23 protein-coding genes are annotated in these 22,840 nt (G+C 68.4%); 14 read left to right on the top strand and 9 right to left on the bottom strand.

Translation table 11 applies throughout. From position 1 onward, the window contains the following. Positions 1-8: 8 nt before the first annotated feature. The 3 genes from hisS to BM172_RS02750 are packed head-to-tail and all read left to right on the top strand — an operon-like array spanning position 9 to position 3,632. A complete protein-coding gene (gene hisS, locus BM172_RS02760; protein ID WP_026634556.1) occupies positions 9-1,382 on the top strand; it encodes a histidine--tRNA ligase in 1,374 nt (457 codons plus the stop codon). After that, on the top strand, positions 1,379-1,714 hold the full coding sequence (locus BM172_RS02755) for a hypothetical protein (RefSeq protein WP_143096428.1): 336 nt from the start codon (positions 1,379-1,381) through the stop codon (positions 1,712-1,714). Before hisS ends, BM172_RS02755 begins: the two co-directional genes overlap by 4 nt. Before the next feature lie 28 nt (positions 1,715-1,742). Further along, the gene (locus BM172_RS02750) at positions 1,743-3,632 is read left to right on the top strand and encodes an HAL/PAL/TAL family ammonia-lyase (protein WP_026634554.1); all 1,890 of its coding nucleotides are present in this window, start codon (positions 1,743-1,745) and stop codon (positions 3,630-3,632) included. Positions 3,633-4,053: 421 nt separating this feature from the next. On the opposite strand, the gene BM172_RS02745 is transcribed toward BM172_RS02750, so the two are convergent. After that, on the bottom strand, positions 4,054-4,683 hold the full coding sequence (locus BM172_RS02745) for a DUF998 domain-containing protein (protein WP_026634553.1): 630 nt from the start codon (positions 4,681-4,683) through the stop codon (positions 4,054-4,056). 164 nt (positions 4,684-4,847) lie between these two features. Here BM172_RS02745 and BM172_RS02740 point away from each other — a divergent pair, with 164 nt between their 5' ends. From BM172_RS02740 to hisIE, 9 genes are read left to right on the top strand one after another with little or no spacing between them, the layout of a single operon-like run. Further along, positions 4,848-5,195 carry a YerC/YecD family TrpR-related protein gene (locus BM172_RS02740; protein ID WP_026634552.1) on the top strand — a complete coding sequence of 116 codons (348 nt, stop codon included), beginning with the start codon at positions 4,848-4,850 and terminating at the stop codon, positions 5,193-5,195. Next, complete coding sequence (gene hisG / locus BM172_RS02735; protein WP_026634551.1) at positions 5,192-6,085, top strand: ATP phosphoribosyltransferase; 894 nt, start codon at positions 5,192-5,194, stop codon at positions 6,083-6,085. Before BM172_RS02740 ends, hisG begins: the two co-directional genes overlap by 4 nt. After that, positions 6,082-7,389, top strand: a complete 1,308-nt coding sequence (hisD, locus tag BM172_RS02730) for a histidinol dehydrogenase (protein ID WP_026634550.1) — start codon at positions 6,082-6,084, stop codon at positions 7,387-7,389. Before hisG ends, hisD begins: the two co-directional genes overlap by 4 nt. Then, positions 7,386-8,447 carry a histidinol-phosphate transaminase gene (gene hisC / locus BM172_RS02725; RefSeq protein ID WP_026634549.1) on the top strand — a complete coding sequence of 354 codons (1,062 nt, stop codon included), beginning with the start codon at positions 7,386-7,388 and terminating at the stop codon, positions 8,445-8,447. The genes hisD and hisC overlap by 4 nt, the downstream gene beginning before the upstream one ends. Beyond that, positions 8,444-9,508, top strand: a complete 1,065-nt coding sequence (gene hisB, locus BM172_RS02720) for a bifunctional histidinol-phosphatase/imidazoleglycerol-phosphate dehydratase HisB (protein ID WP_026634548.1) — start codon at positions 8,444-8,446, stop codon at positions 9,506-9,508. Before hisC ends, hisB begins: the two co-directional genes overlap by 4 nt. After that, a complete protein-coding gene (hisH, locus tag BM172_RS02715) occupies positions 9,508-10,098 on the top strand; it encodes an imidazole glycerol phosphate synthase subunit HisH (protein ID WP_026634547.1) in 591 nt (196 codons plus the stop codon). Before hisB ends, hisH begins: the two co-directional genes overlap by 1 nt. Beyond that, on the top strand, positions 10,095-10,823 hold the full coding sequence (hisA, locus tag BM172_RS02710) for a 1-(5-phosphoribosyl)-5-[(5-phosphoribosylamino)methylideneamino]imidazole-4-carboxamide isomerase (RefSeq protein ID WP_026634546.1): 729 nt from the start codon (positions 10,095-10,097) through the stop codon (positions 10,821-10,823). The genes hisH and hisA overlap by 4 nt, the downstream gene beginning before the upstream one ends. Continuing rightward, positions 10,817-11,587: an imidazole glycerol phosphate synthase subunit HisF gene (gene hisF / locus BM172_RS02705; protein WP_026634545.1), complete on the top strand. Its 771-nt coding sequence runs from the start codon at positions 10,817-10,819 to the stop codon at positions 11,585-11,587. Before hisA ends, hisF begins: the two co-directional genes overlap by 7 nt. A gap of 12 nt (positions 11,588-11,599) precedes the next feature. Further along, complete coding sequence (gene hisIE, locus BM172_RS02700) at positions 11,600-12,229, top strand: bifunctional phosphoribosyl-AMP cyclohydrolase/phosphoribosyl-ATP diphosphatase HisIE (RefSeq protein ID WP_026634544.1); 630 nt, start codon at positions 11,600-11,602, stop codon at positions 12,227-12,229. A 165-nt stretch (positions 12,230-12,394) separates the two neighbouring features. Here the strand turns inward: hisIE and BM172_RS02695 are convergent, their stop codons facing one another. From BM172_RS02695 to BM172_RS02680, 4 genes are all read right to left on the bottom strand, one after another. Continuing rightward, positions 12,395-13,429, bottom strand: a complete 1,035-nt coding sequence (locus BM172_RS02695) for a C13 family peptidase (protein WP_026634543.1) — start codon at positions 13,427-13,429, stop codon at positions 12,395-12,397. Between the two features lie 19 nt (positions 13,430-13,448). Continuing rightward, the gene (mtnC, locus tag BM172_RS02690) at positions 13,449-14,135 is read right to left on the bottom strand and encodes an acireductone synthase (protein WP_026634542.1); all 687 of its coding nucleotides are present in this window, start codon (positions 14,133-14,135) and stop codon (positions 13,449-13,451) included. A 71-nt stretch (positions 14,136-14,206) separates the two neighbouring features. Then, positions 14,207-14,776: a 1,2-dihydroxy-3-keto-5-methylthiopentene dioxygenase gene (locus BM172_RS02685; protein WP_026634541.1), complete on the bottom strand. Its 570-nt coding sequence runs from the start codon at positions 14,774-14,776 to the stop codon at positions 14,207-14,209. Beyond that, positions 14,773-15,420 (bottom strand): methylthioribulose 1-phosphate dehydratase, encoded by a 648-nt coding sequence (locus BM172_RS02680; protein WP_026634540.1) that lies wholly within the window; start codon positions 15,418-15,420, stop codon positions 14,773-14,775. The genes BM172_RS02685 and BM172_RS02680 overlap by 4 nt, the downstream gene beginning before the upstream one ends. A 174-nt stretch (positions 15,421-15,594) precedes the next feature. Between BM172_RS02680 and BM172_RS02675 the strand changes: the two genes are divergently transcribed. After that, positions 15,595-15,924, top strand: coding sequence for a high-potential iron-sulfur protein (locus BM172_RS02675; RefSeq protein ID WP_026634539.1), 330 nt, complete (start codon positions 15,595-15,597; stop codon positions 15,922-15,924). Positions 15,925-16,387: 463 nt separating this feature from the next. Here BM172_RS02675 and BM172_RS02670 read toward each other — a convergent pair whose 3' ends face one another. Then, on the bottom strand, positions 16,388-17,830 hold the full coding sequence (locus BM172_RS02670) for an amino acid permease (protein WP_026634538.1): 1,443 nt from the start codon (positions 17,828-17,830) through the stop codon (positions 16,388-16,390). A gap of 84 nt (positions 17,831-17,914) precedes the next feature. Then, a complete protein-coding gene (locus tag BM172_RS02665; RefSeq protein WP_026634537.1) occupies positions 17,915-19,393 on the bottom strand; it encodes an amino acid permease in 1,479 nt (492 codons plus the stop codon). A gap of 197 nt (positions 19,394-19,590) precedes the next feature. On the opposite strand from BM172_RS02665, the gene BM172_RS02660 reads away from it, so the two are divergent. After that, a complete protein-coding gene (locus BM172_RS02660; RefSeq protein WP_081805108.1) occupies positions 19,591-20,154 on the top strand; it encodes an NUDIX hydrolase in 564 nt (187 codons plus the stop codon). A 55-nt stretch (positions 20,155-20,209) separates the two neighbouring features. On the opposite strand, the gene BM172_RS02655 is transcribed toward BM172_RS02660, so the two are convergent. Next, complete coding sequence (locus BM172_RS02655; protein WP_026634535.1) at positions 20,210-20,731, bottom strand: 3-hydroxyanthranilate 3,4-dioxygenase; 522 nt, start codon at positions 20,729-20,731, stop codon at positions 20,210-20,212. A 215-nt stretch (positions 20,732-20,946) separates the two neighbouring features. After that, complete coding sequence (gene parE, locus BM172_RS02650) at positions 20,947-22,836, bottom strand: DNA topoisomerase IV subunit B (RefSeq protein WP_026634534.1); 1,890 nt, start codon at positions 22,834-22,836, stop codon at positions 20,947-20,949. Positions 22,837-22,840: the final 4 nt, after the last annotated feature.

Below are 22,840 nucleotides of genomic sequence, written 5' to 3'. Positions count from 1 at the left end.
AGGATTTCATGGCGCTTACCCAGGCCCGCACCATGCCCGGTGTACTCGAGCTGCTGCCGCTCGACCAGATCGCTTTCCAGCGCGTGCTCGACACGATCCGCCGCAATTACGAGCGTTTTGGCTTCCTGCCGGTGGAGACGCCGGTGATGGAGTACTCCGATGTGCTGCTGACCAAGACCGGCGGCGAGACCGAGCGCCAGGTCTACTTCGTGCAGTCCACCGGTTCGCTCGAGCAGGGCGAGAAGCCCGAGCTGGCGCTGCGCTTCGACCTCACCGTGCCGCTGGCCCGCTACGTGGCCGAGCACGAGCACGACCTGAGCTTCCCGTTCCGCCGCTACCAGATGCAGCGCGTGTACCGCGGCGAGCGCGCCCAGCGCGGCCGCTTCCGCGAGTTCTATCAGTGCGACATCGACGTGATCGGCAAGGACGGCCTGTCGGTGCGCTACGACGCCGAGCTGCCGGCGGTGATCTACAGTGTGTTCCGCGAACTGAACATTGGCGCGTTCACCATCCAGCTCAACAACCGCAAGCTGATGCGCGGCTTCTTCGAGAGCCTGGGCGTGCTGGACGCGGAGCAGCAGACCCTGGTGCTGCGCGAAGTGGACAAGCTGGACAAGCGCGGCGCCGACTACGTGCGCGAGACGCTGACCGGCACGAACTTCGGCCTCGCCGCCGAGGTGGCGGACAAGATCCTCGCCTTCGTGCAGGTGCGTTCCAGCTCGCTGCAGCAGGCCCTTGAGCAGCTGGACGCGCTCGGTCCCGGCCCGGAATCGATGGAGCAGGGCCGCGCCGAGCTGAAGGAAGTGCTGGGCCTGATCCGCGACTTCGGCGTGCCGGAATCGCATTTCGCGCTGAACCTCTCCATCGCGCGCGGGCTGGACTACTACACCGGCACGGTCTACGAGACCACGCTCAACGACTATCCGCAGATCGGCTCGATCTGCTCCGGCGGCCGCTACGAGAACCTGGCCGGCCAGTACACCAAGTCGCGCCTGCCGGGCGTGGGCATCTCGATCGGCCTGACCCGCCTGTACTGGCAGCTGCGCGAGGCTGGCCTGATCAACACCGCGCGCAGCACCGTCGAGGTGCTGGTGACGCAGATGGACGAAGCGCGCATGCCGGCCTACCTGGCGCTCGCCAGCGAACTGCGCGGTGCCGGCATCGCCACCGAGGTGGTGCTCGAGGGCGGCAAGCTGGCCAGGCAGTTCAAGTACGCCGACCGCGCCGGCATCCGCTTCGTGCTGGTGCTGGGCGAGGACGAGCTGGCCAAGGGCGTGGTCACGGTCAAGGACATGCGCCGCCAGGACCAGTTCGAAGTCGCGCGCGCCGAATTGATCAAGACGCTGCGCGTGGAGCTGGCCCAGGCCGAGATCGCGCCGTGAGGCCAGCGCGGGCGCTGTTGCTGACGGCGGCGTTCGCGCTTTCCGGCTGCATCGCGGACACCGAGGTGCGGCGCCTGCAGCCGGGCGTCTACGAGATCGTCCGCACCGACTGCGGATTTTCCGTCGATACCGCCACCGCGCAGCGCCTGCGCGCCGAGATCGAACGCACCGCCGCCGCCCGCTGCACGCATGGCTACGAACTGGACGAGCCGCAGCTCGGCCGCGGCGGCATGCGCGGCTCGGCGGTCACCGGCGAGTGCCCGACCGCGGTGATGCGCGCCGTCGCGCGCTGCCGCGGCGCCGCTTCCCCCGATTCCCTTTCCCCATTCTGATCGGCGCCGTCAGGCGCGGAGTACCTCTATGAGCGTTGAGCAGATCCGACTCGATGGCAGCAGCCTCACCCGCGCGCAACTGGTCGCCGCCGCGCGCCAGCGCGTGCCGGTGGCGCTGGACGAGGCGCAGCTGGCGCGCGTGCAGCGCGCGGCGGATTTCCTCGCCGACAAGGTGAGCTGCGGCGAGCCGACCTATGGCGTCACCACCGGCTTCGGCAGCAACGCGGACAAGCTGCTCGGTGCGCATCGCCTGCGCGACGAACTGCCCGGGGGGCATCCTGAAAAGCCGGAAGGCACGCTGCTCGAAGAACTGCAGCACAACCTCATCACCACCCATGCCGTCTGCGTCGGCAAGCCGTTCGCCGAGGACGTGGTGCGCGCCATGCTGGTGATCCGCATCAATACCCTGATGCGCGGCCACTCGGGCATCCGCGTGGCAACCCTGCGCGCGCTCGCCGCGCTGCTCAACAGCGGCGTGGTGCCGGTGGTGCCGGAGAAGGGCTCGGTGGGCGCCAGCGGCGACCTCGCGCCGCTCTCGCACCTGGCCATCGTGCTGCTCGGCGGCGGCGAAGCCTTTTACCAGGGCGAGCGCCTGCCCGGCGCCGAGGCGCTGGAGCGCGTCGGTCTCGCGCCGATCCGCCTGTCCTTCAAGGAAGGCCTGGCGCTGAACAACGGCACCGCGCAGATGCTCGCCACCGCCGCGCTGGCGCTGGACACGCTGGAATACCTGCTGGACACCGCCGACCTCGCCGCGGCGATGACGCTCGACGCCTTTGCCGGCCGCAGCGGCGCGCTGCGCCCCGAAGTGCACGCGTTGCGCCCGCATCCCGGCCAGGTCGAGACGGCCGGGCACGTGCGCGACCTGCTGACCGAAAGCACCCTGGTCGACATCCCCTATCACCTGGTGCCGCGCTTCAAGCAGTGGGCGGCCGACGCATGGACGGCGCCGGAGGACCAGGCGCTCAGCTTCGACATCGGCTGGGACTGGGTGCCGGCCAACCAGCGCCACGGGCGCGAGGCTTTCTACAGCCGCTTCCTGCCGTTCAAGGGTGGCAAGAAGCACCAGCCGCAGGACGCCTACTGCCTGCGCTGCATGCCGCAGGTGCATGGCGCCGTGCGCGATGCCTGGGCGCAGGCTTGCCGCGTGATCGATATCGAGCTCAATGCGGTCACCGACAATCCGCTGATCTTCCCCGATGCGGAAGGCGCGCAGTTCATCGAGGAGCAGGTGATTTCCGCCGGCCACTTCCACGGCATGCCGCTGGCGCTGGCGATGAGCTACGTGAAGGCGGCGATCCCGGTGCTGGCGTCGATTTCCGAGCGCCGCCTCAACAAGCTGGTCGACCCGGCGACCAACGATGGCCTGCCGGCATTCCTGACCGGCAACGAGGACGGTACCGATTCGGGTTTCATGATCGTGCAGTACACCGCGGCCGCGCTGGTCAACGACCTGGCCACGCGTGCGCATCCGGCCAGCGTGTACTCGGTGCCGACCAGCGCGAACGCCGAGGATCATGTGTCCATGGGTGCGAACGAGGCGCGGCATGTGCTGGAGATGCTGGACGATCTCAGTCATGTGATCGCGCTGGAGCTGTACACCGCGGCGCAGGCGCTGGATTTCCGCCAGGCGATGCTCAATGCGGCGCGCCGTCTCGCTGCGCGCGGCGATTGGAAGGCGCTGGCGGCGAAGGTGTCGAACGCGCCGCGCGAGGATCATGCGCATTACGCGCAGTTTGCCGCTGAGGTGCAGCAGCTGACGCTGGCGCTGGCGGAGGTGGGCGATTTCCACGCGGGTGAGGCGGTGCGCAAGGCGCATGATGTGTTGCGTGGGCATATCGGGTTCATGTCGCGCGATCGCGCGATGGATGGGGATGTGCGCACGGTGTGCGAGTTGGTGCAGCGGCGCGCGGTGGGGTGATTGGCCGCTCGCGCGGCGGGCGTTCCGTGCGCTTTGCTCGTCATTCCTGCGCAGGCAGGAATCCAGTAGCGGTATCGCTCGATGGTCGCGATACCGCGACTTGGCCGCTTACGCAGCGGGCGTTCCGTGCGCCTGCTTTTGCTCGTCATTCCGGCGCAGGCCGGAATCCAGTTGCGGTATCGCCTGATTGTCGCGCTACCTCGACTTGGCCGCTTACGCAGCGGGCGTTCCGTGCGCCTGCCGGCGCCCGGGTCACTTTCTCTTTGCTGGCCCAAAGAGAAAGTAACCCAAGAGAAATGGCCTAAGAGCCGGACTGAGGCCAGCTTTAGCGCTGCGCTTCTTGCGACACCCTTTCACCCCTCTCCCCTCCGGGGAGAGGGCAGGGTGAGGGGCCGGGCGGAGCGAGACGTTCGACGCTTCTTCAATCGGTAGCTTGATGCAAAGCCGCGCGCCGCATATGCCGCGCAGCCCACGCCAGCCACACCAGAATCAAGGCGATCGTCAGTTTCTGCATCAGTCCATGCGGCAGGTCGCGCAGGAAGACCTGTAGCCAGAGCATGATCGTTGCGAGCCAGGCGATGATCCATCCCGGTGCCGTGCCGGCGCTCAAGCGAGGATCGCGTCGCCACCGCGCGCTCAACAGCAGCATCCCGAAACTCAGCCACAGAAACGTGGCCTGGGCCGCCAGGCCGTGGACCAGGCGGGCCTGGTTCTCGTGCGGAGTGCCGGCGAAGAGTTCGGTGATGGCGACGAGTGGCAAGGCGAGGCCGGCGCCTGCAAACAGCGTCGAAGCCAGGCGGCTGCGCAGCGCGGGCGCAGTGGCGCGATAACTGCCCAGGGCAAAACCCAGTAAACCCACTGAGATCAGGTAGTAGGCCAGCCGCACGTATGCGCCGCCGGGGCCGGTGAGATAGATGCTCAAGGGAACGGCGATGGGGTCGAGGTCGTGGCGCCAGAACTGGGCAGCGCCGCAGATCAGGGCGAAGGCGGTGACGGTGAAGAGCAGGAGGTGGGCGGTGGGGAGGATGATGGCTGGACGGGTGGGTGTCATGAAACAGGTGTCGGGCCAGGAGGTCGGGGGATTGTAGTGGCGTGGAGGCCGCGCTTCGCCCGGCCCCTCACCCCGGAGGGGAGAAGAGGGGCAAGGCAAGCGGCTTGCTGCAAGCGCACAACCCGGGTATAGTCTGCTCCACTGTATTAACGCGTTAGTACATTATGAAGCGTCGATCGCTGGATCCCGAACTGCCCGCCGAGTCCGCCGAACTCAGTCTCAGCGAGGCCTTGCTGTCGCTGAAGAACACTGAGGAGATGAGCGCCTTCCTGCGCGACCTGTGCACGCCGGCGGAGCTTGAAGTGCTGGTGGATCGCTGGCGGGTGGTGCCGTACCTGCTGGACGAGGTGCCGTATCGGGAGATCCACGAGCGCACCGCGGTGAGCATCACCACCATCGGGCGCGTGGCGCGCTTCCTCAACCAGGGCAATGGCGGCTATCTCGCGGCCGCGGCGCGCGCTTCGCGCCGCCGTGCGGCGAAGAAAGGCGCGGCAGGGAAGGGCAAGGCATGAAACCGCGCGACCGCCTGCGTATCGCCATGCAGAAATCCGGCCGGCTGACGGAGCCGGCGCTGGACCTGCTCAACCGCTGCGGCCTCACCTTCCGCCAGAGCCGCGACAAGCTGTTCCTGTTCGGCGAAGGCGAGCCGGTCGACCTGCTGCTGGTGCGCGACGACGACATCCCGGGCCTGATCGCCCAGGGCGTATGCGACCTGGGCATCGTCGGCCGCAATGTGCTGAGCGAATACTCGTTCACCGACGGGCGCGAAGCCGGGCCGCTGGCCGAATGGCGTTCGCTCGGCTTCGGCCGCTGCCGCCTGTCGATCGCGGTGCCGCAGGAGATGAACTACGAGCAGCCGCAGCAGCTCGCCGGCCTGCGCATCGCCACCTCTTATCCCGGCCTGCTGCGCGACTGGCTGCGCAACCAGGGCGTCGACGCCGGCGTGGTGACGCTGGCCGGCTCGGTGGAGATCGCCCCGCGCCTGGGCACGGCCGACCTGATCTGCGATCTGGTGCAGAGCGGCGGCACCCTGGTCGCCAACCAGCTGCGCGAAGCGGACGTGCTGCTGGAAAGCGAGGCGGTGCTGGCCGGCCCGCGCACGCTGCCCACCGACGAACGCGGCGACATGATCGAGCTGCTACTCAAGCGCCTCGACGGCGTGATGCAGGTGCGCGAATCGCGCCTGCTGCTGCTGCAGACCTCGCGCCAGCACCTGGACGCGGTGACCCGACTGCTGCCGGGCGGCCCGCAGCCGACCCTGTTGCCGGTCGCCGGGCAGCCGGACCAGCTGATGCTGCAGGCGCTGTGCGCGGGCGAGGTGAGCTGGCGGCAGCTCGAAGAGATCAAGAAGGCCGGCGCGCGCGAGATGTTCGTGCTGCCGGTGGAGAAGATGCTGGCATGAAACGACTCGACTGGAACGCGCTCGACCCCGCGGCGCAGCTGCAGGCGCTGGCCCGTCCCGCGCAATCGCGTGCGGAGGAACTGCGCCGCGGCGTGGAAGCGATCGTGGCCAAGGTGCGCGCCGAAGGCGATACCGCGCTGCGCGAGCTGAGCGCGAAATACGACCGCTGCGCGATCGACGCCATCGAAGTGACGGTCGAAGAATTCGCCGCGGCCGAAGCGGCCCTTGCCCCCGAACTGAAAGCCGCCATCGAAGAAGCCGCCGCACGCATCGCCGCCTTCCATCGCGAATCCGCGCCGCGCCCCGTGGCGGTGGAAACCGCGCCGGGCGTGCGTGTCGAGCGTGTGCTGCGCCCGATCGCCAAGGTCGGCCTGTACGTGCCGGCCGGCAGCGCGCCGCTGCCCTCGACCGCGCTGATGCTCGGCGTGCCGGCGGGCCTGGCCGGCTGCCGCGAAGTGGTGCTGTGCTCGCCCGCGCGCGCCGACGGCCGCTGCGACGAGGCGGTGCTGTACGCCGCGCGCGTCACTGGCGTGCATCGCGTGTTCAAGCTGGGCGGCGCGCAGGCGATCGCGGCGATGGCGTACGGCACCGGGAGTGTGCCCCGTTGCGACAAGCTGTTCGGCCCCGGCAATGCCTGGGTCACCGAGGCCAAGCTGCAGGTTTCCGGCGACCCGGACGGCGCGGCCATCGACATGCCGGCCGGCCCTTCGGAAGTGCTGGTGATCGCCGACGGCAAGGCCGATCCGGAATTCGTCGCCGCCGACCTGCTGTCGCAGGCCGAGCATGGCCCCGATTCGCAGGTGATCCTGCTCAGCCCCTCCGATGCGCTGCTCGACCGCGTCGCGGTGGAAGTGGAGCGCCAGTGCGCCGCGCTGCCGCGCGCCTCCATCGCCACGCAGGCGCTGGCGCAGAGCCGGCTGATCCTGGTCGACTCGCTGGCGCAGGCGGTGGCGGTGAGCAATCGCTACGCGCCGGAACACCTGATCCTGCAGGTGACCGAACCGCGCGCGCTGCTGGACGGCATCGACAGCGCCGGCTCGATCTTCCTCGGCGCATGGACGCCGGAATCGGTGGGCGACTACTGCAGCGGCAGCAATCATGTGCTGCCCACCTACGGTTATGCGCGCAGCTACAGCGGCGTGTCCGTGGCCAGTTTCCAGAAGCAGATCACCGTGCAGGAACTGAGCGCCGACGGCCTGCGCGCGATCGGCCCGTGCACCGCGACGCTGGCCGAAGCCGAGCAGCTCGAAGCGCACCGCCGTGCGGTGACGCTGCGCCTGGCCGCGCTGGAGGCAAGGGCATGAGCGTGCTCGACCTGGCCCGCCCGGAGCTCCGCGCCATGCAGCCGTATTCCTCGGCGCGCATGGAAGCCAGCGGCGGCGCGATCCTGCTCAATGCCAACGAATCGGCCTGGGCGCCGGCGGGCGAGGCGGGGCGCGGCTGCAACCGCTATCCCGATCCGCAGCCGGCAGCGCTGCTGCGCGCCCTGGCGGCGCTCTACGGCGTGCGCGAAGAGCAGCTGCTGGTCGGCCGCGGCAGCGACGAGGCGATCGACCTGCTGGTGCGCGCGTTCTGCCGCGCGGGCCGCGATGCCATCGCGATCCAGCCGCCGACCTTCGGCATGTACTCGGTCTGCGCGCGCATCCAGGACGCGGGCATCGTCGAGGTTCCGCTCGCGGCCGACTTCACGGTGGACGCCGATGCCTTGCTGGCCGCGCTGACGCCGGCGGTGAAGCTGGTCTTCGTCTGCACGCCGAACAATCCCACCGGACAGCCGGTGCCGCGCGCGACGATCGAACGTCTTGCGCGCGAACTGGCCGGGCGCGCGCTGCTGGTGGTGGACGAGGCCTATGTCGAGTTTGCGGACGGCGGCAGCGTCGCCGGGCTGATCGATACCTACGACAACCTCGCCGTGCTGCGCACACTGTCCAAGGCCTGGGCGCTGGCCGGCGCGCGCATCGGCACGCTGCTGGCGCATGCCGAGGTGATCGCCCTGCTGCGGAAGATCATCCCGCCGTATCCGCTGCCCTTGCCGTGCGTGACGGCGGCGCTGGAAGGCCTGTCGGCGCAGGGCCAGGCGGAGGCGGCGGAGCACATCCGCATCGTGCGTGCGGAGCGCGCGCGCATGACGCCCGCGCTGGCCGCCTTGCCGGGTGTGCGCGAGGTGCTGCCATCGCAGGCGAACTTTCTGGCGGTGCGCTTCGACGACGCTGGCGCCGCCTACCAGCGCCTGTTCGCCGCCGGCATCGTCGTGCGCGATGTGCGGCGTTATCCCAATCTGGGCGATGCACTGCGCATCACCATCGGTACGCCGGCAGAGAATGCGCGTGTGCTCGACGTATTGAATGGAGACCGCGCATGAGCCGCAAACTGCTTTTCGTCGATCGCGACGGCTGCCTGATCGAAGAACCGGCCGACGAACAGATCGACAGCTACGAGAAACTGGCCCTGCTGCCGGGCGTGATCGCCGCGCTGCAACGTTGCGTGGCGGCGGGCTACGAACTGGTGATGGTGACCAACCAGGACGGCCTGGGCACCGACAGCTTCCCCGAGGCGCATTTCACCGGCCCGCACGAACTGCTGATGCGCATCCTCGCCTCGCAGGGCGTGCGCTTCCGCGAAGTGCTGATCGACCGCAGCTTCCCCCGCGACGGCCTGGACACCCGCAAGCCGGGCATCGGCATGCTGCGCCATTACCTGGCCGACGACGGCTGGAGCCGCGCGGCCTCGGCGATGGTCGGCGACCGCCAGACCGACCTGCAGTTCGCCGCCAACATGGGCGTGCGCGGTTTCCTGGTCGGCCCCAAGGGCCTGGCCTGGGAGGAGATCGCGCACCAGCTGCTGGATGCGCCGCGCACCGCGACGGTTACGCGCAACACCAGGGAAACGCGCATCACCGTGCGCGTGGACCTGGATCGCGTCGCCGAGCCCAAGGCGCAGACCGGCCTGGGTTTCTTCGACCACATGCTGGAGCAGATCGGCAAGCACGGCGGCTTCGCGCTGGAACTGGAGTGCGACGGCGACACCCGGATCGACGAGCACCACACCATCGAAGACTGCGCGCTTGCGCTGGGCCAGGCACTGCGCCAGGCGCTGGGCGACAAGCGCGGCATCGCGCGCTACGGCTTCACCCTGCCGATGGACGAATCGCAGGCCAGCGCGGCGCTGGACCTGTCCGGCCGCCCGTACTTCGTGTTCGAGGGCAGCTTCCCGCGCGAGCGCGTCGGCGACGTGCCGACCGAACTGGTGCCGCATTTCTTCCGCTCGCTGTGCGAGACGCTGGGCGCCAACCTGCACCTGAGCGTGTACGGCGACAACGCGCACCACATGGTCGAGGCCTGCTTCAAGGTGGTGGCGCGGGCGCTGCGCCAGGCCCTGCGCCGCGAGGGCAGCGAGCTGCCCAGCACCAAGGGAGCGTTGTAATGGCCGTGGTCCTGGTCGATGCCGGCGGCACCAATATCGGTTCGGTGCGCTATGCGCTGCAGCGGCTGGGCGTCGATGCCGCGCTGACCTCCGATGCGAACGCCATCCGCCAGGCCGACAGGGTGATCCTGCCCGGCGTGGGCGCGGCCGGCCCCGGCATGGCGCGCCTGCGCGAGCTGGGCCTGGTCGAGCTGATACGTTCGCTGACGCAGCCGGTGCTGGGCGTGTGCTTAGGGATGCAGCTGCTGTTCGAGCGCTCTGAAGAAGGCGCCACCGAATGCCTCGCCGTGATCCCGGGCGCGGCGAGCCGTTTTGCCGAGGCGCCGGGCCTGCGCGTGCCGCACATGGGCTGGAACCGCCTGCGGGTCGAGCGCGCGCATCCGCTGGTGGCCGGACTGGGCACCGATGCCTGGGCCTATTTCGTGCACAGCTACGCCGTGCCGGCCAACGACAGCACGCTGGCCACCGCCGACTTCGGCGGCGCGTTCTCCGCCGTCGTGGCGCGCGGCAATTTCCACGGCATGCAATTCCATCCCGAGCGTTCCGCCGGTGTCGGCGCACGGCTCCTCAAGAATTTCCTGGAACTATGAGCTTCACCGTCATCCCCGCCATCGATCTGCGCACCGGCCGCGTGGTGCGCCTGCGTCAGGGCGACTACGGCCAGCAGACCACTTATGAGTTCGAGCCGCGCGAGCTGGCGCGGCGCTATGCAGAGGCAGGCGCTGCGTGGCTGCACGTGGTGGACCTCGACGGCGCGCGTTCCGGCAGCCTGGACAACCTGCAGGTGATCGAAGCGCTCGCGCGCGACGGCATGCAGGTGCAGGCCGGCGGCGGCGTACGCAGCGAAGCAGACCTGCAGCGCCTGTTCGATGCCGGCGTCGCGCGTGTGGTGGTCGGCAGCGTGGCGATCCGCGAACCGGCGCTGGTCGGCGCTTGGCTGGGCAAGTTCGGCACGGACAAGCTCACCGTCGCGCTGGACACGCGCCGCATCGACGGCCGCTGGGCACTGCCCAGCGCCGGCTGGACCGAGCTGGAAGCGCGTTCGCTGGACGAGCTGGCGCCCTGGTACGCCGCGCGCGGCGCGCGCCACCTGTTGTGCACCGACATCGATCGCGACGGCATGCTGGCCGGCTTCAACCTGGAGCTTTACCGCGATCTCGCCAGGACCGCGCCGACCCTGGCCGTGCAGGCCTCCGGCGGCGTGCGCTCGGTGGACGACATCGTCGCCGCGCGCGCGGCCGGCGCGCAGGGCGTGATCCTGGGCCGTGCGCTGCTGGAAGGCCGCTTCACCATCGAGGAGGCGCTGGCATGCTGAGCCGCCGCATCATTCCCTGCCTGGACGTGCGCGACGGCAAGGTGGTCAAGGGCGTGCGCTTCCGCGACCACGTGGTGATGGGCGAGATCGTCGAGCTGGCGCTGCGCTATCGCGACGAAGGCGCCGACGAGCTGGTGTTCTACGACATCACCGCCAGCCCCGAGGGTCGCAGCGTGGACCGCGGCTGGGTCGAGCGCGTGGCGCGCGCGATCGATATCCCGTTCTGCGTGGCCGGCGGCATCCGCAGCGTGGAAGATGCGCGCGAGGTGCTGCATGCCGGCGCCGACAAGATCTCGGTCAATTCGCCCGCGCTGGAGCGCCCGGCCCTGATCGGCGAACTGGCCGCGGCCTTCGGCGTGCAATGCGTGGTGGTGGGCGTGGACAGCCTGCGCGATGCCGACGGCGAATGGCGCGTGCGCCAGTACACCGGCGACCCCACCAAGACCCAGGCGCTGGCGCGGCGCACGCTGGACTGGATCGACGAGGCGCAGCGCCTGGGCGCCGGCGAGATCGTGCTCAACTGCATGGGCAGCGACGGCGTGCGCGAAGGCTACGACCTCGAACAGCTGCACGCGGCGCGCGCGCTGTGCCGCGTGCCGCTGGTGGCGTCGGGCGGTGCCGGTGCGCCGGAGCATTTCCGCGATGCCTTCGCCGTGGCCGACGTCGACGGCGCGCTTGCCGCGAGCGTGTTCCACAGCGGCGCCATCGCCATTCCCTCGTTGAAGCAGTACCTGCGCCGTGCGGGCATCGCCACGCGGCTTTGACCGGAACCGACCATGAGCGACCTCAACACCGATTTCTCGCGGCTCGACTGGAGCAAGGGCGATGGCCTGCTGCCCGCGATCGTGCAGCACTGGCTGACGGGTGAGGTGCTGATGCTCGGCTATATGAATGCCGAAGCGCTGGCGCACAGCTTGAGTTCCGCTCAGGTCACCTTCTTCAGCCGCAGCAAGCAGCGCCTGTGGACCAAGGGCGAAAGCTCCGGACATGTGCTGGCGCTGAAGTCCGCCCGCATCGATTGCGACGGCGACACACTGCTGCTGCAGGCCGAGCCGCAAGGGCCGACCTGCCACCTGGGCACCTCCAGCTGCTTCGGCGAGCGCGCAGACGTCGCACCGCCGCTGGGCTTTCTCGCCACGCTGGATCGCCTGGTGGAGCAGCGCGCCGCCGAACGTCCCGCCGGCAGCTACACCACGCGGCTGTTCGAAGACGGCATCCGCCGCATCGCACAGAAGGTCGGCGAGGAAGGCGTGGAAACCGCACTCGCCGCCGTGGTGCAGGATGACGAAGCACTGCTCGGCGAAGCCGCCGATCTGGTCTTCCATCTGATGGTCGCGCTGCGTGCGCGCGGCTTGAGTACGAGCGATGTGTGTCGCGTGCTGGAAGCGCGTCACCAGTCGAGTTGATACGACAGAAATCCTGCGCAATAACCCACCGCCGTCATTCCGGCGCAGGCCGTAATCCAGTGACAGTCACGTTGGATGTTCGCGACAGGATGCCTTCGCGTTATCGCGAAAACCTGACGCCGAGGTCACTGGATTCCGGCCTGCGCCGGAATGACGAGCCATGGCTCAGCGCTGGCCGGCCGGCTCCGCGTCCGCATGCGTCGGCTCGAACGCCACCGCCGGGCCCGGCTTCACATGCCCGCGCCAGCGCGCCAGCTGGTCCGCGATGCCGGCGCCGACATCGATCTGCGGTTCGGACGGCGTCAGATGGTCGCGCGTTTCCCACTGCGCGATCTCGCCCCTGGCCTGCTGGAACGCGGCGATGAAATCGGCGGTGCGGTTCAGTGCATCGACCAGCCAGGCGCGGCCGAAATAGGTGATGTCGGAATCGCTGCCGCAGCCGAACGAACTGCGGTCGGCGCGCGCGGCGGTGAGCACCAGGGTGCCGGGGCCTTTCAGCGGCGGCACGAAGCCGCCGGAATAGCAGGCGTTCACCACCACCACTTTCCACTTGAACGGATGCCTGGTCAGGATGCCGGCCAGGTCCGGCGCGCCGATCTGGTCCAGCGGCAGCGGGTCCATGTCGACCAGCAGGTTGTGGTCCGGATCGCCGTGCGAGGTGAGGTAGAGCACGAGGATGTCCTGGTCCTTGTCCATCGTGCCGGACAGCGCGTCCAGCGCGCTTTCCAGGTTGCTCCAGGTGGCCAGCGGCCGGGTGTCCAGCGTGTCGGGGCTGTTGGCCAGCAGCAACGGGTGCACCGTGGCGCCGAAGCGGTCGGCGAACAGCTTGCCGGCGTATTCGGCCTCGTTGTGGAATACGTCCTCGCCGCCGTCGCCGGCGAAGGCCACCAGGTAGAGATTGGGCGTGCCCTGTACGCGCGGCCCGAGCTTGGCGACCGCGTCGCGCAGCAGGCGGGGCTGGGCGTAGGCGACCTGTTCCGGCGTCGAGGCTTGCTCCGGCCAGCGGTCGGCTTCCTCTTCCGCGGCCGGGGCGGCGATCCCGGCCGAACTGGCGGCGACGGCGGGCGCATGGACCGTTGCCGCGACGGCAGGCACGGCCGGATGGCGTACATCCGCCAGCGCCGGTGCGGCGCGGTGCGCCAGCAGGGTCAGCAGCACGCCGGCGGCGAAGGCGAGCAGGGCGGTCAGGGCGATGCGCATGGCGAGGTACGCGGCCGAATCAGGGAGCGATGGCGTCGAAATCGGTATACGCCGGGTGGCGCGGCTCGGCCGGCATCGCCAACGGCGGGCGCAGCAGCCAGGCGGTGTGGAAGCCGGCAGCCTTGGCCGCGTCCAGCTCCTCCACGATGTCGGAGAGGAACAGCAGGTGCTCCGGCTGCTCGCCGATCGCCGCGGCGATCTTCTCGTACGAGGCCTGCTCGCGCTTGGGGCCCGTCTCGGTGTCGAAGTAGCCGCCGAACAGCGGGGTCAGGTCGCCGGCTTCGCTGTACTGGAAGAACAGCTTCTGCGCGGCCACGGAGCCGGAGGAATACACGTACAGATGCAGTCCGTCGCCGCGCCATGCGCGCAGGCGGGCGGCGACTTCCGGGTAGACGTGGGCGCGGTATTCGCCGCTGGCGTAGCCGTCCTTCCAGATCATGCCCTGCAGCGCCTTGAGCGCGGTGGACTTGCGGTCCTCGTCGATCCAGCGCAGCAGCAGGTCGATCACTTCCTGCCGGCTGGCTTCGACCAGGCCGGCTTCCTTCGCCGCCTCGTGCAGCCAGTGCTGCAGCTCGGGCGTGTCGACGTGGGTTTCCACGTAGGCCGGCAGGCGCTTGCGCGCATAGGGGAACAGCACGTCCTTGACGAAGCTGATCGAGCTGGTGGTGCCTTCGATGTCGGTGACGATGGCGCGGATGACGGTCATGCGGTTAGCCGTGGAAGCGATAGCGGAAACGCGGGCCCGTCGAACCGGGCCCGCCGATGCACAGCGGAAGCTCAGGCCGTGGCCTGGCCCGATGCTTGCGGCAGCATGCGCGGGAAGCGCTGGGCGATGTCCTCGCCGGTGAAGTTGGCGACCCAGCCGTCCTTGTTGGTGAACAGGCGGATCGCCACGAAGTAGGGCGCCTCGCTCATGTCGAACCAGTGGCGGGTGCCGTCCGGCACGCCGATCAGGTCGCCCTGTTCGCACAGCACGTCGTAGACCTTGCCGTCGATGTGCAGGGTGAACTGGCCGGCGCCGGCGACGAAGAAGCGCACCTCGTCCTCGCTGTGGGTGTGTTCGCTGAGGAACTTCTGGCGCAGCGCGGCGCGGTCCGGGTGGTCGGGCGTAAGGCTGATCACGTCGACCGCCTGGTAGCCCGCTTCGCCCATCAGGCGGTCGATGTCGGCGCGGTAGGCGGCGATCACCTCGTCCTGGCTGGCGCCGGGGGCGATCGGCTGGCTGGCTTCCCATTGCTCGAAGCGCACGCCGACCTGGCCCAGTTCGCGCGCGATGGCGGCGTGCTCGGCGTGGACGGCAAGCGGTGCGTCGGGGCGCTGCTCGTCGAAAATGCGCAGGCGGCTCATGCGGACAGTCTCCTCAAATCCAGTTCGCAGCCCAGCAGGAATTCCAGGGCTTCCAGGTGACGGCGGGTTTCGGCCATGTCACGTCCCCAGGTGTAGATGCCGTGGCCGTTGATCAAGTAGGCGTGCAGCGGCTTGCCGCTGTCCAGCCAGGCGTCGACCTGGGCGACCAGCTCGGGCATGTGCTGGGTGTTGGGGAAGACCGGGATGGCCAGCGCGGCCTCGTGGGTGGTTTCGCCGGCGATGGCCTTCTGCAGCTCCCAGCCCTCGAGCAGCACCACGCCTTCCTTCGCGAACAGGCGCGAGGCCACGCTCTGCGTGCGCGAGTGGGTGTGCAGCACTACGTTCATCTGCGGCAGGCGGCGATAGATCTGCGTGTGCAGTTCGGTTTCCGCACTGGGGCGCGCATCGGTGCCGACGGCCTTGCCCTGCATGTCGATCAGCATGATGTCGTCGCGGCCGAGCTTGCCCTTGTCGCGGCCGGAGATGGTGATGGCCGCATGCTCCGCGTCGATGCGCATGGAGAAATTGCTGCTGGTGGCGGGCGTCCAGCCGGCCAGCGCAAGGTCGCGCGCGGCATCGGCGATCGCGTCGGCGCGCCCGGCGAACAGCTCGGCGGCGATGGAGGAGGGAAGGACCTGGCTCATGCGATATGGACGTCCAAATGGCAGGGGACTATAGCACGCCGCTCCGCTGGCCCTTTTGACCGCGGCGGCGCCGAATGCGAGCCATTCTCATGGTGTTGTGCGGGCCGGGCGTACCATGGCCGCCGATTCGCCGCCCGGCGCGGCGCCATGTCCCCAAGACGGAGGTTGTCCCCAATGTCGAACGACAAAGAACTCGAGTCCCGCCGCCAGTTCCTGAAGATTGCCGGCGGCACGGTCGCGGCGGCCGCGATGATCGGCGCGCTGCCGCGCACGGCGCGCGCCGCCGACCTGCCGCATGTGAGCCCCGACGATCCGACCGCGAAGGCGCTGGGTTATGTCGAGGACGCGAATACGACCAAGGACGCCAAGCGCAAGGCCGGCGACGCCTGCGCCAACTGCCAGTTCTATTCGGGCGGCGCCTCGGGTTATGGCCCGTGCCAGCTGTTCCCGGGCAAGTCGGTGAATGCGAAGGGCTGGTGCGTGTCGCATTCGAAGAAGGCCTGAGCGTTACCGACATGCGTAAGAAGGCCGGCCTTGGTGCCGGCCTTTTTGTTTGCGTGGAACAGGCATGAAAAAACGCGCCGCAGCGCGTTCGAAAGAGAGAGTCTGGGAGCTTCCCCGGCGATCGAATGATCGAGCCGGAGGAAGATGCAGCCCAGACGCGTCAGGCCGAGGAGCTGACCCGCCTGACGCGCCGGGCGGCAATCCGGGGCCCACTGCCAAGTGATCAACCCACGGACGGCAGATGTTACTCCCCAAAGCGCCGTTTGGGGCGCCCGGGCGAAAAATTTTTCCCGAAAAAGTCTCGTTAAAACGAGAGAAAACAAATAGTTATGTAACTATTCGTGACTACACATCAAAAATGCCGGTGGATTGCGTATTTCCCGGCAGTTCTGTTCAGTTGGCCACCATACGCCGGCGTTTTGCGGCATTGCCCGCCATTGGCGGGCATTCGGCGGAGATCGCCTCAGGAGGCGCGGCGCAGGCGGCTGTGGCGCATGCCGTAGCCGAAGTAGATGGCCAGGCCGATCGCGGTCCAGATGATCATCAGCAGCCAGTTGAACCAGGCCATGAAGTACAGCAGGGCCAGGCAGCTGAACACGCCGGCGGTGCACACGAACCAGGCCGCCGGCACGCGGAACAGGCGCGGCAGCTCCGGCGCGGTGTAGCGCAGGATCAGCACGCCGGCGCAGACCGCGACGAAGGCGATCAGGGTGCCCATCGAGGTGAGGTCGGCCAGCAGGTCCAGCGGGAACACCGCGGCCAGGATGGCGATGCCGATGCCGGTGATCACCGTGTTGAGGTGCGGCGTGCGGTGCTTGGGGTGGATGCGGTTGAACACCGGCGGCAGCAGGCCGTCGCGCGACATGATCATGAAGATGCGCGGCTGCGCGATGATCATCACCAGGATCACCGAGGACAGGCCGATCATCGCGCCGATCTCCACCACCAGGCGCAGCCAGCCCAGTTCCGGATGATTGCGGATCGCGGTGACCACCGGCTCGCTGGTGCCCAGTTCCGTATAGGGAATCAGGCCGGTCAGCACCGCCGCCATCGCCAGGTACAGCACGGTGCAGATCACCAGCGAGACCAGGGTGCCGAAGGGCAGGTCCTTCTGCGGGTTCTTGCATTCCTGCGCCGCGGTCGAAGTCGCCTCGAAGCCGATGTAGGCGAAGAACACCATCGCCGCGCCGCGCATGATGCCGGACCAGCCGTACTTGCCCGGTTCCTGTTCGGCCGGGATGAAGGGATGCCAGTTGGCCGGATCCACGTAGCGGTAGCCGGCGACCACCACCACGATGATCAGGCCGACCTTGAGCGCCACCATCAGCACGTTCAGGCCCGAGGATTCGCGGATGCCGACGTAGCACAGCCAGGTCAGCGCCAGCACGATCGCCACCGCGGGCAGGTTGAGCAGGTGGCCGGTGGTGACCAGGTGCCCGTCCTTGAAGGCCAGCGGCGCCTCGGTCAGCGCGACGGGCAGGTGGATGCCGACGTGGTCGAGCAGGCTGGTGAAATAGCCGGTCCAGCTCGCCGCCACCGCGGAGGCGGAGATGCCGTATTCCAGCACCATGTTCCAGCCGATGAACCAGGCCACCAGCTCGCCCAGGGTGGCGTAGGCATAGGAATACGAGCTGCCGGAGATCGGGATCAGCGTCGCGAATTCCGCGTAGCACAGCGCGGTGAAGCCGCTGCAGATCGCCGCCAGCATGAACGAGATCAGCACTGCCGGGCCCGCATGCTCCGCCGCGGCCTGGCCGGTCACCACGAAGATGCCGGTACCGATCACCGCGCCGATGCCCAGTGCGGTGATGCCCCACTTGCCCAGGGTGCGGCGCAGCGAGGGGCCGCCGTGGCAGTCGTCGGCGTCAGAGAAATCGGTCTTGCGGGCGAAAAGCTGCTTGAGCATGCGTGGACCTGGGTGGTGCGGGCGCCGGATCGCGGCCGGCCAAAAAGGGAGGGCCGGCGCGAAGCCGGCCCTCGGAGGTGCGGATCAGGCGGCCGGCTTGCGCAGCTTGCTGTGCGAATAGCCGTAGAGGAAATAGATCGCCTGGCCGATCGCGATCCAGGCCAGCATCCAGCGCCAGTGCTCCAGGAACGATTGCAGGAACAGCGCCATGCAGGCCAGCGCGCCGAGCGGGCAGACGATCCACGGCACCGGCACGCGGAACGCGCGCGGCAGCTCGGGACGGGTATAGCGCAGCACCAGCACGCCGATGCACACGGTGGCGAAAGCCAGCAGGGTGCCCATCGCCACCATTTCGCCCAGCACGCCGATGTTGAACAGTCCGCCCAGCGCGGCGGCCAGCACGCCCACCACCACGGTGCCGACGTGCGGCGTGCGGAACTTCTGGTGGATGCGGCCGAACACCGCCGGGATCAGGCCGTCGCGCGCCATCGAATAGAAGATGCGCGGCTGGCCCATCAGCATCACCAGCATCACCGAGCTCAGGCCGGTGACCGCGCCGATCACCACGATGATCTGCAGCCAGTGCAGGCTGGGGTAGTTGTCCAGCGCGGTGGACACCGGCTCCGGCGTGCCGAGCAGGCGGAAATCGGCGATGCCGGTAAGGATGCCGGCGACGATGATGTACAGGATGGTGCACAGGATCAGCGAGCCGATGATGCCGATCGGCATGTCGCGCTGCGGGTTCTTCGCCTCGCCGGCCGCGGTGGAGACCGCGTCGAAGCCGATATAGGAGAAGAACACGATCGCCGCCGCGCGGCCCACGCCGGCCCAGCCGTACTTGGATGCGCCTTCGGAGGCCGGGATGAAGGGATGCCAGTTGTCCGGGTTGATGTACTTGGTGGCGAAGGCGATGAACAGCAGGATCACGGTAACCTTGATCGCCACGATGATCGAGTTGACGAAGGCCGACTGGGTGATGCCCACGTAGCACAGGCCGGTGATCGCGGCGATGATCGCCACCGCCGGCAGGTTGATGAACATGCCGGTGGCCTGGATATGGCCGTCGACCACGGTGAACGGCGCCGCCGCCAGGGTCTGCGGCAAGCTCACGTCATGCCCGATCCAGCCGCTGATCAGGGCCAGCAGCTTGTTGAAATAGCCCGACCAGCCCGCCGCCACCGTGGCCACGGTGAACAGGTATTCCAGCACCAGGCTCCAGCCGACGAACCAGGCGACGTATTCGCCCAGCGTGGCGTAGGAATAGGAGTAAGCGCTGCCGGACACCGGCAGCATCGCCGCGAACTCGGCGTAGCACAGCGCCGCCAGGGCGCAGGCGATGCCGGCGAATACGAAGCTCAGCACGATCGCGGGGCCGGCGTGCTCGGCCGCGGCCTGTCCGGTGATGACGAAGATACCCGCGCCGATGATCGCGCCGATGCCCAGCAGGACCAGATGCCGCGCGGTCAACGCGCGCTTGAGGGTGGCCTCGCCGTGCGCGCCGCCCCCCGGCAGATCGGCGGACGCAGGCGAAATCTGCGTCGTCGCAAACAGGTTTTTCAGCATGGGTTCCCCCCTCCGGGAATGGCCGCTTGTCATTATTGGGACGACTACCGAACGGCGGGCCCAGAAGGCTGGTCCGGCAAAGGATTTCGGCGCCACGAACAGGTTGTGCTCGGCGCGGAAGCACCGAACCTTAGCCGAGCGCTGGGAGGGGTACAAGACGCGCCGCAGCTATGATGTCCACTTCATCCCGATCCTATATGTCACAAGTCATGCACGATCATCGCCAGGCTTTTTCCGCGCATTTGACCGCCTACGCCGAGGCGCATCCGGACGAGGGCGAAGTCGCCGCCGGATTCGGCGAATTCCTACGCTCGGCGCCCACCGTGTTCGAGCGCGACCATGCGGCCGGGCATTTCACCGGCTCGGCCTGGCTGGTCAGCGCCGACGGCGCGCGCGTGCTGCTGACCCACCACCGCAAGCTCGGCCGCTGGCTGCAGCTGGGCGGCCATGCGGACGGCGACACCGACCTGGCCGGCGTGGCGCTGCGCGAGGCGGAGGAGGAATCCGGCTTGGCCGAGCTGGTAGCCGAGCCGGCGCCGTTCGACCTGGACTGCCACTGGATTCCCGCCCGCGCCGGCGAACCCGGGCACTGGCATTACGACGTGCGCTACGTGGTGCGCGCCACCGGCAGCGAGGATTTCGCGGTCAGCGAGGAATCGCTGGCGCTGGCTTGGAAGCCGGTGGCGGAGATTGCCGCCGATCCGGCCGCAGACGAATCGCTGCGGCGGATGGCTAGGAAATGGCTGCGCAGGTTGGGGTGACAATCCCAACATCGTCACGTTGACCGCGCCGTTGCGTTGGGGTTGTCACCCCAACCTACGCATATTTGGCCGGCGCCGGATGCACGGTGCCGCACTGCGTGCAGGTGCGCGCCTCGAGTGAGCGGTAGAAGCGCTCGAACACCGGCGGGAAATCGCGCTCGATGCTGTCGAGCGTGAAATATTCCTCGTACAGCTTGTGGTTGCACTGCTGGCAGAACCACATGAGGCCGTCCTGCTCGCCGGCCAGGCGGCGGCGCTCGATCACCAGGCCGATGGAATCGGGCATGCGCTGCGGCGAATGCGGCACGCGCGGCGGCAGGTAGAACATCTGGCCGGCGCGGATCGGGATATCGCGCGCCGCGCCGTCGTCCTGCACCTTCAGCACCATCTCGCCTTCGAGCTGGTAGAAGAATTCCGGGCCTTCGTCGTAGTGGTAATCGGTGCGCGCGTTCGGGCCGCCGACGATCATCACGATGAAGTCGCCGTCGACGATGCATTTGTTGCCCACCGGCGGCTTGAGCAGGTGGCGGTGTTCGTCGATCCAGCGTTGCAGGTCCAGCGGTGGCGGGAGGGCCATGGTGGAGGGGCTCGGATGAAGTCGGCGTACCTTAGCGCCGCAGCGGGCGCTCCGCCATTTCCTCAGTCTTCACCTTTGAATCCTTCTCCCTCCGGGAGAAGGTGGCGGCAGCCGGATGAGGGTACGGGCGGAGCGGTGCACATCACTCTTGCGCTTCGCCCGTACCCTCACCCCAACCCCTCTCCCGAGGGGAGAGGGGCTCACGTTGCGGTGCTTTAGACCTCGAGGGTAGCCAGATCGCCTTTCTCTTCCAGCCACGCCTTGCGATCGCCAGCCCGCTTCTTCGCCAGCAGCATGTCCATCAGCTTCGCCGTGCCTTCGCCGTCCTCGACCGTGAGCTGCACCAGGCGGCGCGTATCCGGATGGATGGTCGACTCGCGCAGCTGCCCGGGATTCATCTCGCCCAGGCCCTTGAAGCGGGTGGTGCTGACCTGGCCCTTCATTTTCTCGCGCTCGATGCGCGCCAGCAGCGCGGTCTTCTCGTTCTCGTCCAGGCAGTAGAACACCTGCTTGCCCACGTCCACGCGAAACAGCGGCGGCATTGCCACGAACACGTGGCCGTCGCGCACCAGGGCGGGGAAGTGGCGCAGGAACAGCGCGCTGAGCAGGGTCGCGATATGCAGGCCATCGGAGTCGGCATCGGCCAGGATGATCACCTTGCCGTAGCGCAGGCCGCTGAGGTCGTCCTTGCCCGGATCGCAACCGATCGCCACGGCGAGGTTGTGCACTTCCTCCGAGCCCAGCACCGAGCCGGATTCGACTTCCCAGGTATTGAGGATCTTGCCGCGCAGCGGAAGGATCGCCTGGAATTCCTTGTCGCGCGCCTGCTTGGCGCTGCCGCCGGCGGAGTCGCCCTCGACCAGGAACAGTTCCGTGCGGCTCAGATCCGTGGCGGTGCAGTCGGCCAGCTTGCCGGGCAGGGCGGGGCCCTGGGTGATCTTCTTGCGGATGACCTGCTTGGACGCCTTCAGGCGCGCGCTGGCGCGCTCGATCGCCAGCGTGGCGATGCGCTCGCCCAGTTCCACGTGCTGGTTCAGCCACAGGCTGAAGGCGTCGTGCACCACGCCTTCCACCAGGGCGGCGGCGTTGCGCGAGGAGAGGCGCTCCTTGGTCTGCCCGGCGAACTGCGGATCCAGCAGCTTGGCCGAGAGCACGAACGACAGCCGCTCCCACACGTCTTCCGGCGCCAGCTTCACGCCGCGCGGCAGCAGGTTGCGGATGTCGCAGAACTCGCGCACGGCGTTGGTCAGGCCGCTGCGCAGGCCGTTCACGTGGGTGCCGCCCTGCGCGGTGGGAATCAGGTTGACGTAGCTCTCCTGCACCAGCTCGCCTTCCGGCAGCCAGGCCAGGGCGACGTCCAGGCCTTCGGTGTCGCGCGCCACGTGATGCACGAACAGCTCGGCCGGCAGCGACTCGGCGCCCTCGAGTTCCCCGCGCAGGTAGTCGCGCAGGCCGTCCTCGTAATGCCACGACACGACTTCGCCGGTGGCTTCGTCGGTGAGCTTGACGTTGAGGCCGGCGCACAGCACGGCCTTGGCGCGCAGCAGGTGCTTGAGCTTGGACAGCAGGATCTTCGGCGAGTCGAAATACTTCGGATCGGGCCAGAAGTGCACGGTGGTGCCGGTCTTCTTCTTCGGCACGCTGCCGATCACTTCCAGCGCGCTGGCGCGATCGCCGTGCTCGAAGGCCATGCGGTATTCGCTGCCGTCGCGGCGGATGGTCACTTCCACCCGGCTGGACAGCGCATTGACCACCGACACGCCCACGCCGTGCAGGCCGCCGGAGAAGTTGTAGTTCTTGCCGGAGAACTTGCCGCCCGCATGCAGCCTGGTGAGGATCAGCTCCACGCCCGGGATGCCTTCCTCCGGATGGATGTCCACCGGCATGCCGCGGCCGTCGTCGCTGACCTGCACCGAGCCGTCGGTGTGCACGATCACCTCGATCGCGCTGGCGTGGCCGGCCAGGGCCTCGTCCACCGAGTTGTCGATGACTTCCTGCGCCAGGTGGTTCGGGCGGCTGGTGTCGGTGTACATGCCCGGCCGGCGCTTGACCGGGTCAAGGCCGGAGAGGACTTCGATGTCGGCGGCGTTGTAGCGACTGCTCATGCTC

It is taken from the genome of Dyella marensis (genome assembly GCF_900112865.1).
Classification (GTDB): Bacteria; Pseudomonadota; Gammaproteobacteria; order Xanthomonadales; family Rhodanobacteraceae; genus Dyella_D; species Dyella_D marensis_A.
Note: the sequence above shows the minus strand (reverse complement) of the source record. Positions and strands in the feature narration are given on the sequence as shown.

Bases quoted from the DNA above. Each gene is read 5' to 3' on its own strand.
- hisF (WP_026634545.1), top strand. From the start codon at position 10,817: ATGCTGAGCCGCCGCATCATTCCCTGCCTGGACGTGCGCGACGGCAAG.
- BM172_RS02740 (WP_026634552.1), top strand. From the start codon at position 4,848: ATGAAGCGTCGATCGCTGGATCCCGAACTGCCCGCCGAGTCCGCCGAA.
- BM172_RS02675 (WP_026634539.1), top strand. From the start codon at position 15,595: ATGTCGAACGACAAAGAACTCGAGTCCCGCCGCCAGTTCCTGAAGATT.
- BM172_RS02660 (WP_081805108.1), top strand. From the start codon at position 19,591: ATGTCACAAGTCATGCACGATCATCGCCAGGCTTTTTCCGCGCATTTG.
- hisD (WP_026634550.1), top strand. From the start codon at position 6,082: ATGAAACGACTCGACTGGAACGCGCTCGACCCCGCGGCGCAGCTGCAG.
- parE (WP_026634534.1), bottom strand. From the start codon at position 22,836: ATGAGCAGTCGCTACAACGCCGCCGACATCGAAGTCCTCTCCGGCCTT.
- BM172_RS02680 (WP_026634540.1), bottom strand. From the start codon at position 15,420: ATGAGCCAGGTCCTTCCCTCCTCCATCGCCGCCGAGCTGTTCGCCGGG.
- hisIE (WP_026634544.1), top strand. From the start codon at position 11,600: ATGAGCGACCTCAACACCGATTTCTCGCGGCTCGACTGGAGCAAGGGC.
- hisG (WP_026634551.1), top strand. From the start codon at position 5,192: ATGAAACCGCGCGACCGCCTGCGTATCGCCATGCAGAAATCCGGCCGG.
- BM172_RS02745 (WP_026634553.1), bottom strand. From the start codon at position 4,683: ATGACACCCACCCGTCCAGCCATCATCCTCCCCACCGCCCACCTCCTG.
- hisC (WP_026634549.1), top strand. From the start codon at position 7,386: ATGAGCGTGCTCGACCTGGCCCGCCCGGAGCTCCGCGCCATGCAGCCG.
- hisH (WP_026634547.1), top strand. From the start codon at position 9,508: ATGGCCGTGGTCCTGGTCGATGCCGGCGGCACCAATATCGGTTCGGTG.
- BM172_RS02670 (WP_026634538.1), bottom strand. From the start codon at position 17,830: ATGCTCAAGCAGCTTTTCGCCCGCAAGACCGATTTCTCTGACGCCGAC.
- BM172_RS02665 (WP_026634537.1), bottom strand. From the start codon at position 19,393: ATGCTGAAAAACCTGTTTGCGACGACGCAGATTTCGCCTGCGTCCGCC.
- mtnC (WP_026634542.1), bottom strand. From the start codon at position 14,135: ATGACCGTCATCCGCGCCATCGTCACCGACATCGAAGGCACCACCAGC.
- BM172_RS02685 (WP_026634541.1), bottom strand. From the start codon at position 14,776: ATGAGCCGCCTGCGCATTTTCGACGAGCAGCGCCCCGACGCACCGCTT.
- BM172_RS02695 (WP_026634543.1), bottom strand. From the start codon at position 13,429: ATGCGCATCGCCCTGACCGCCCTGCTCGCCTTCGCCGCCGGCGTGCTG.
- BM172_RS02750 (WP_026634554.1), top strand. From the start codon at position 1,743: ATGAGCGTTGAGCAGATCCGACTCGATGGCAGCAGCCTCACCCGCGCG.
- hisA (WP_026634546.1), top strand. From the start codon at position 10,095: ATGAGCTTCACCGTCATCCCCGCCATCGATCTGCGCACCGGCCGCGTG.
- hisB (WP_026634548.1), top strand. From the start codon at position 8,444: ATGAGCCGCAAACTGCTTTTCGTCGATCGCGACGGCTGCCTGATCGAA.
- BM172_RS02655 (WP_026634535.1), bottom strand. From the start codon at position 20,731: ATGGCCCTCCCGCCACCGCTGGACCTGCAACGCTGGATCGACGAACAC.
- hisS (WP_026634556.1), top strand. From the start codon at position 9: ATGGCGCTTACCCAGGCCCGCACCATGCCCGGTGTACTCGAGCTGCTG.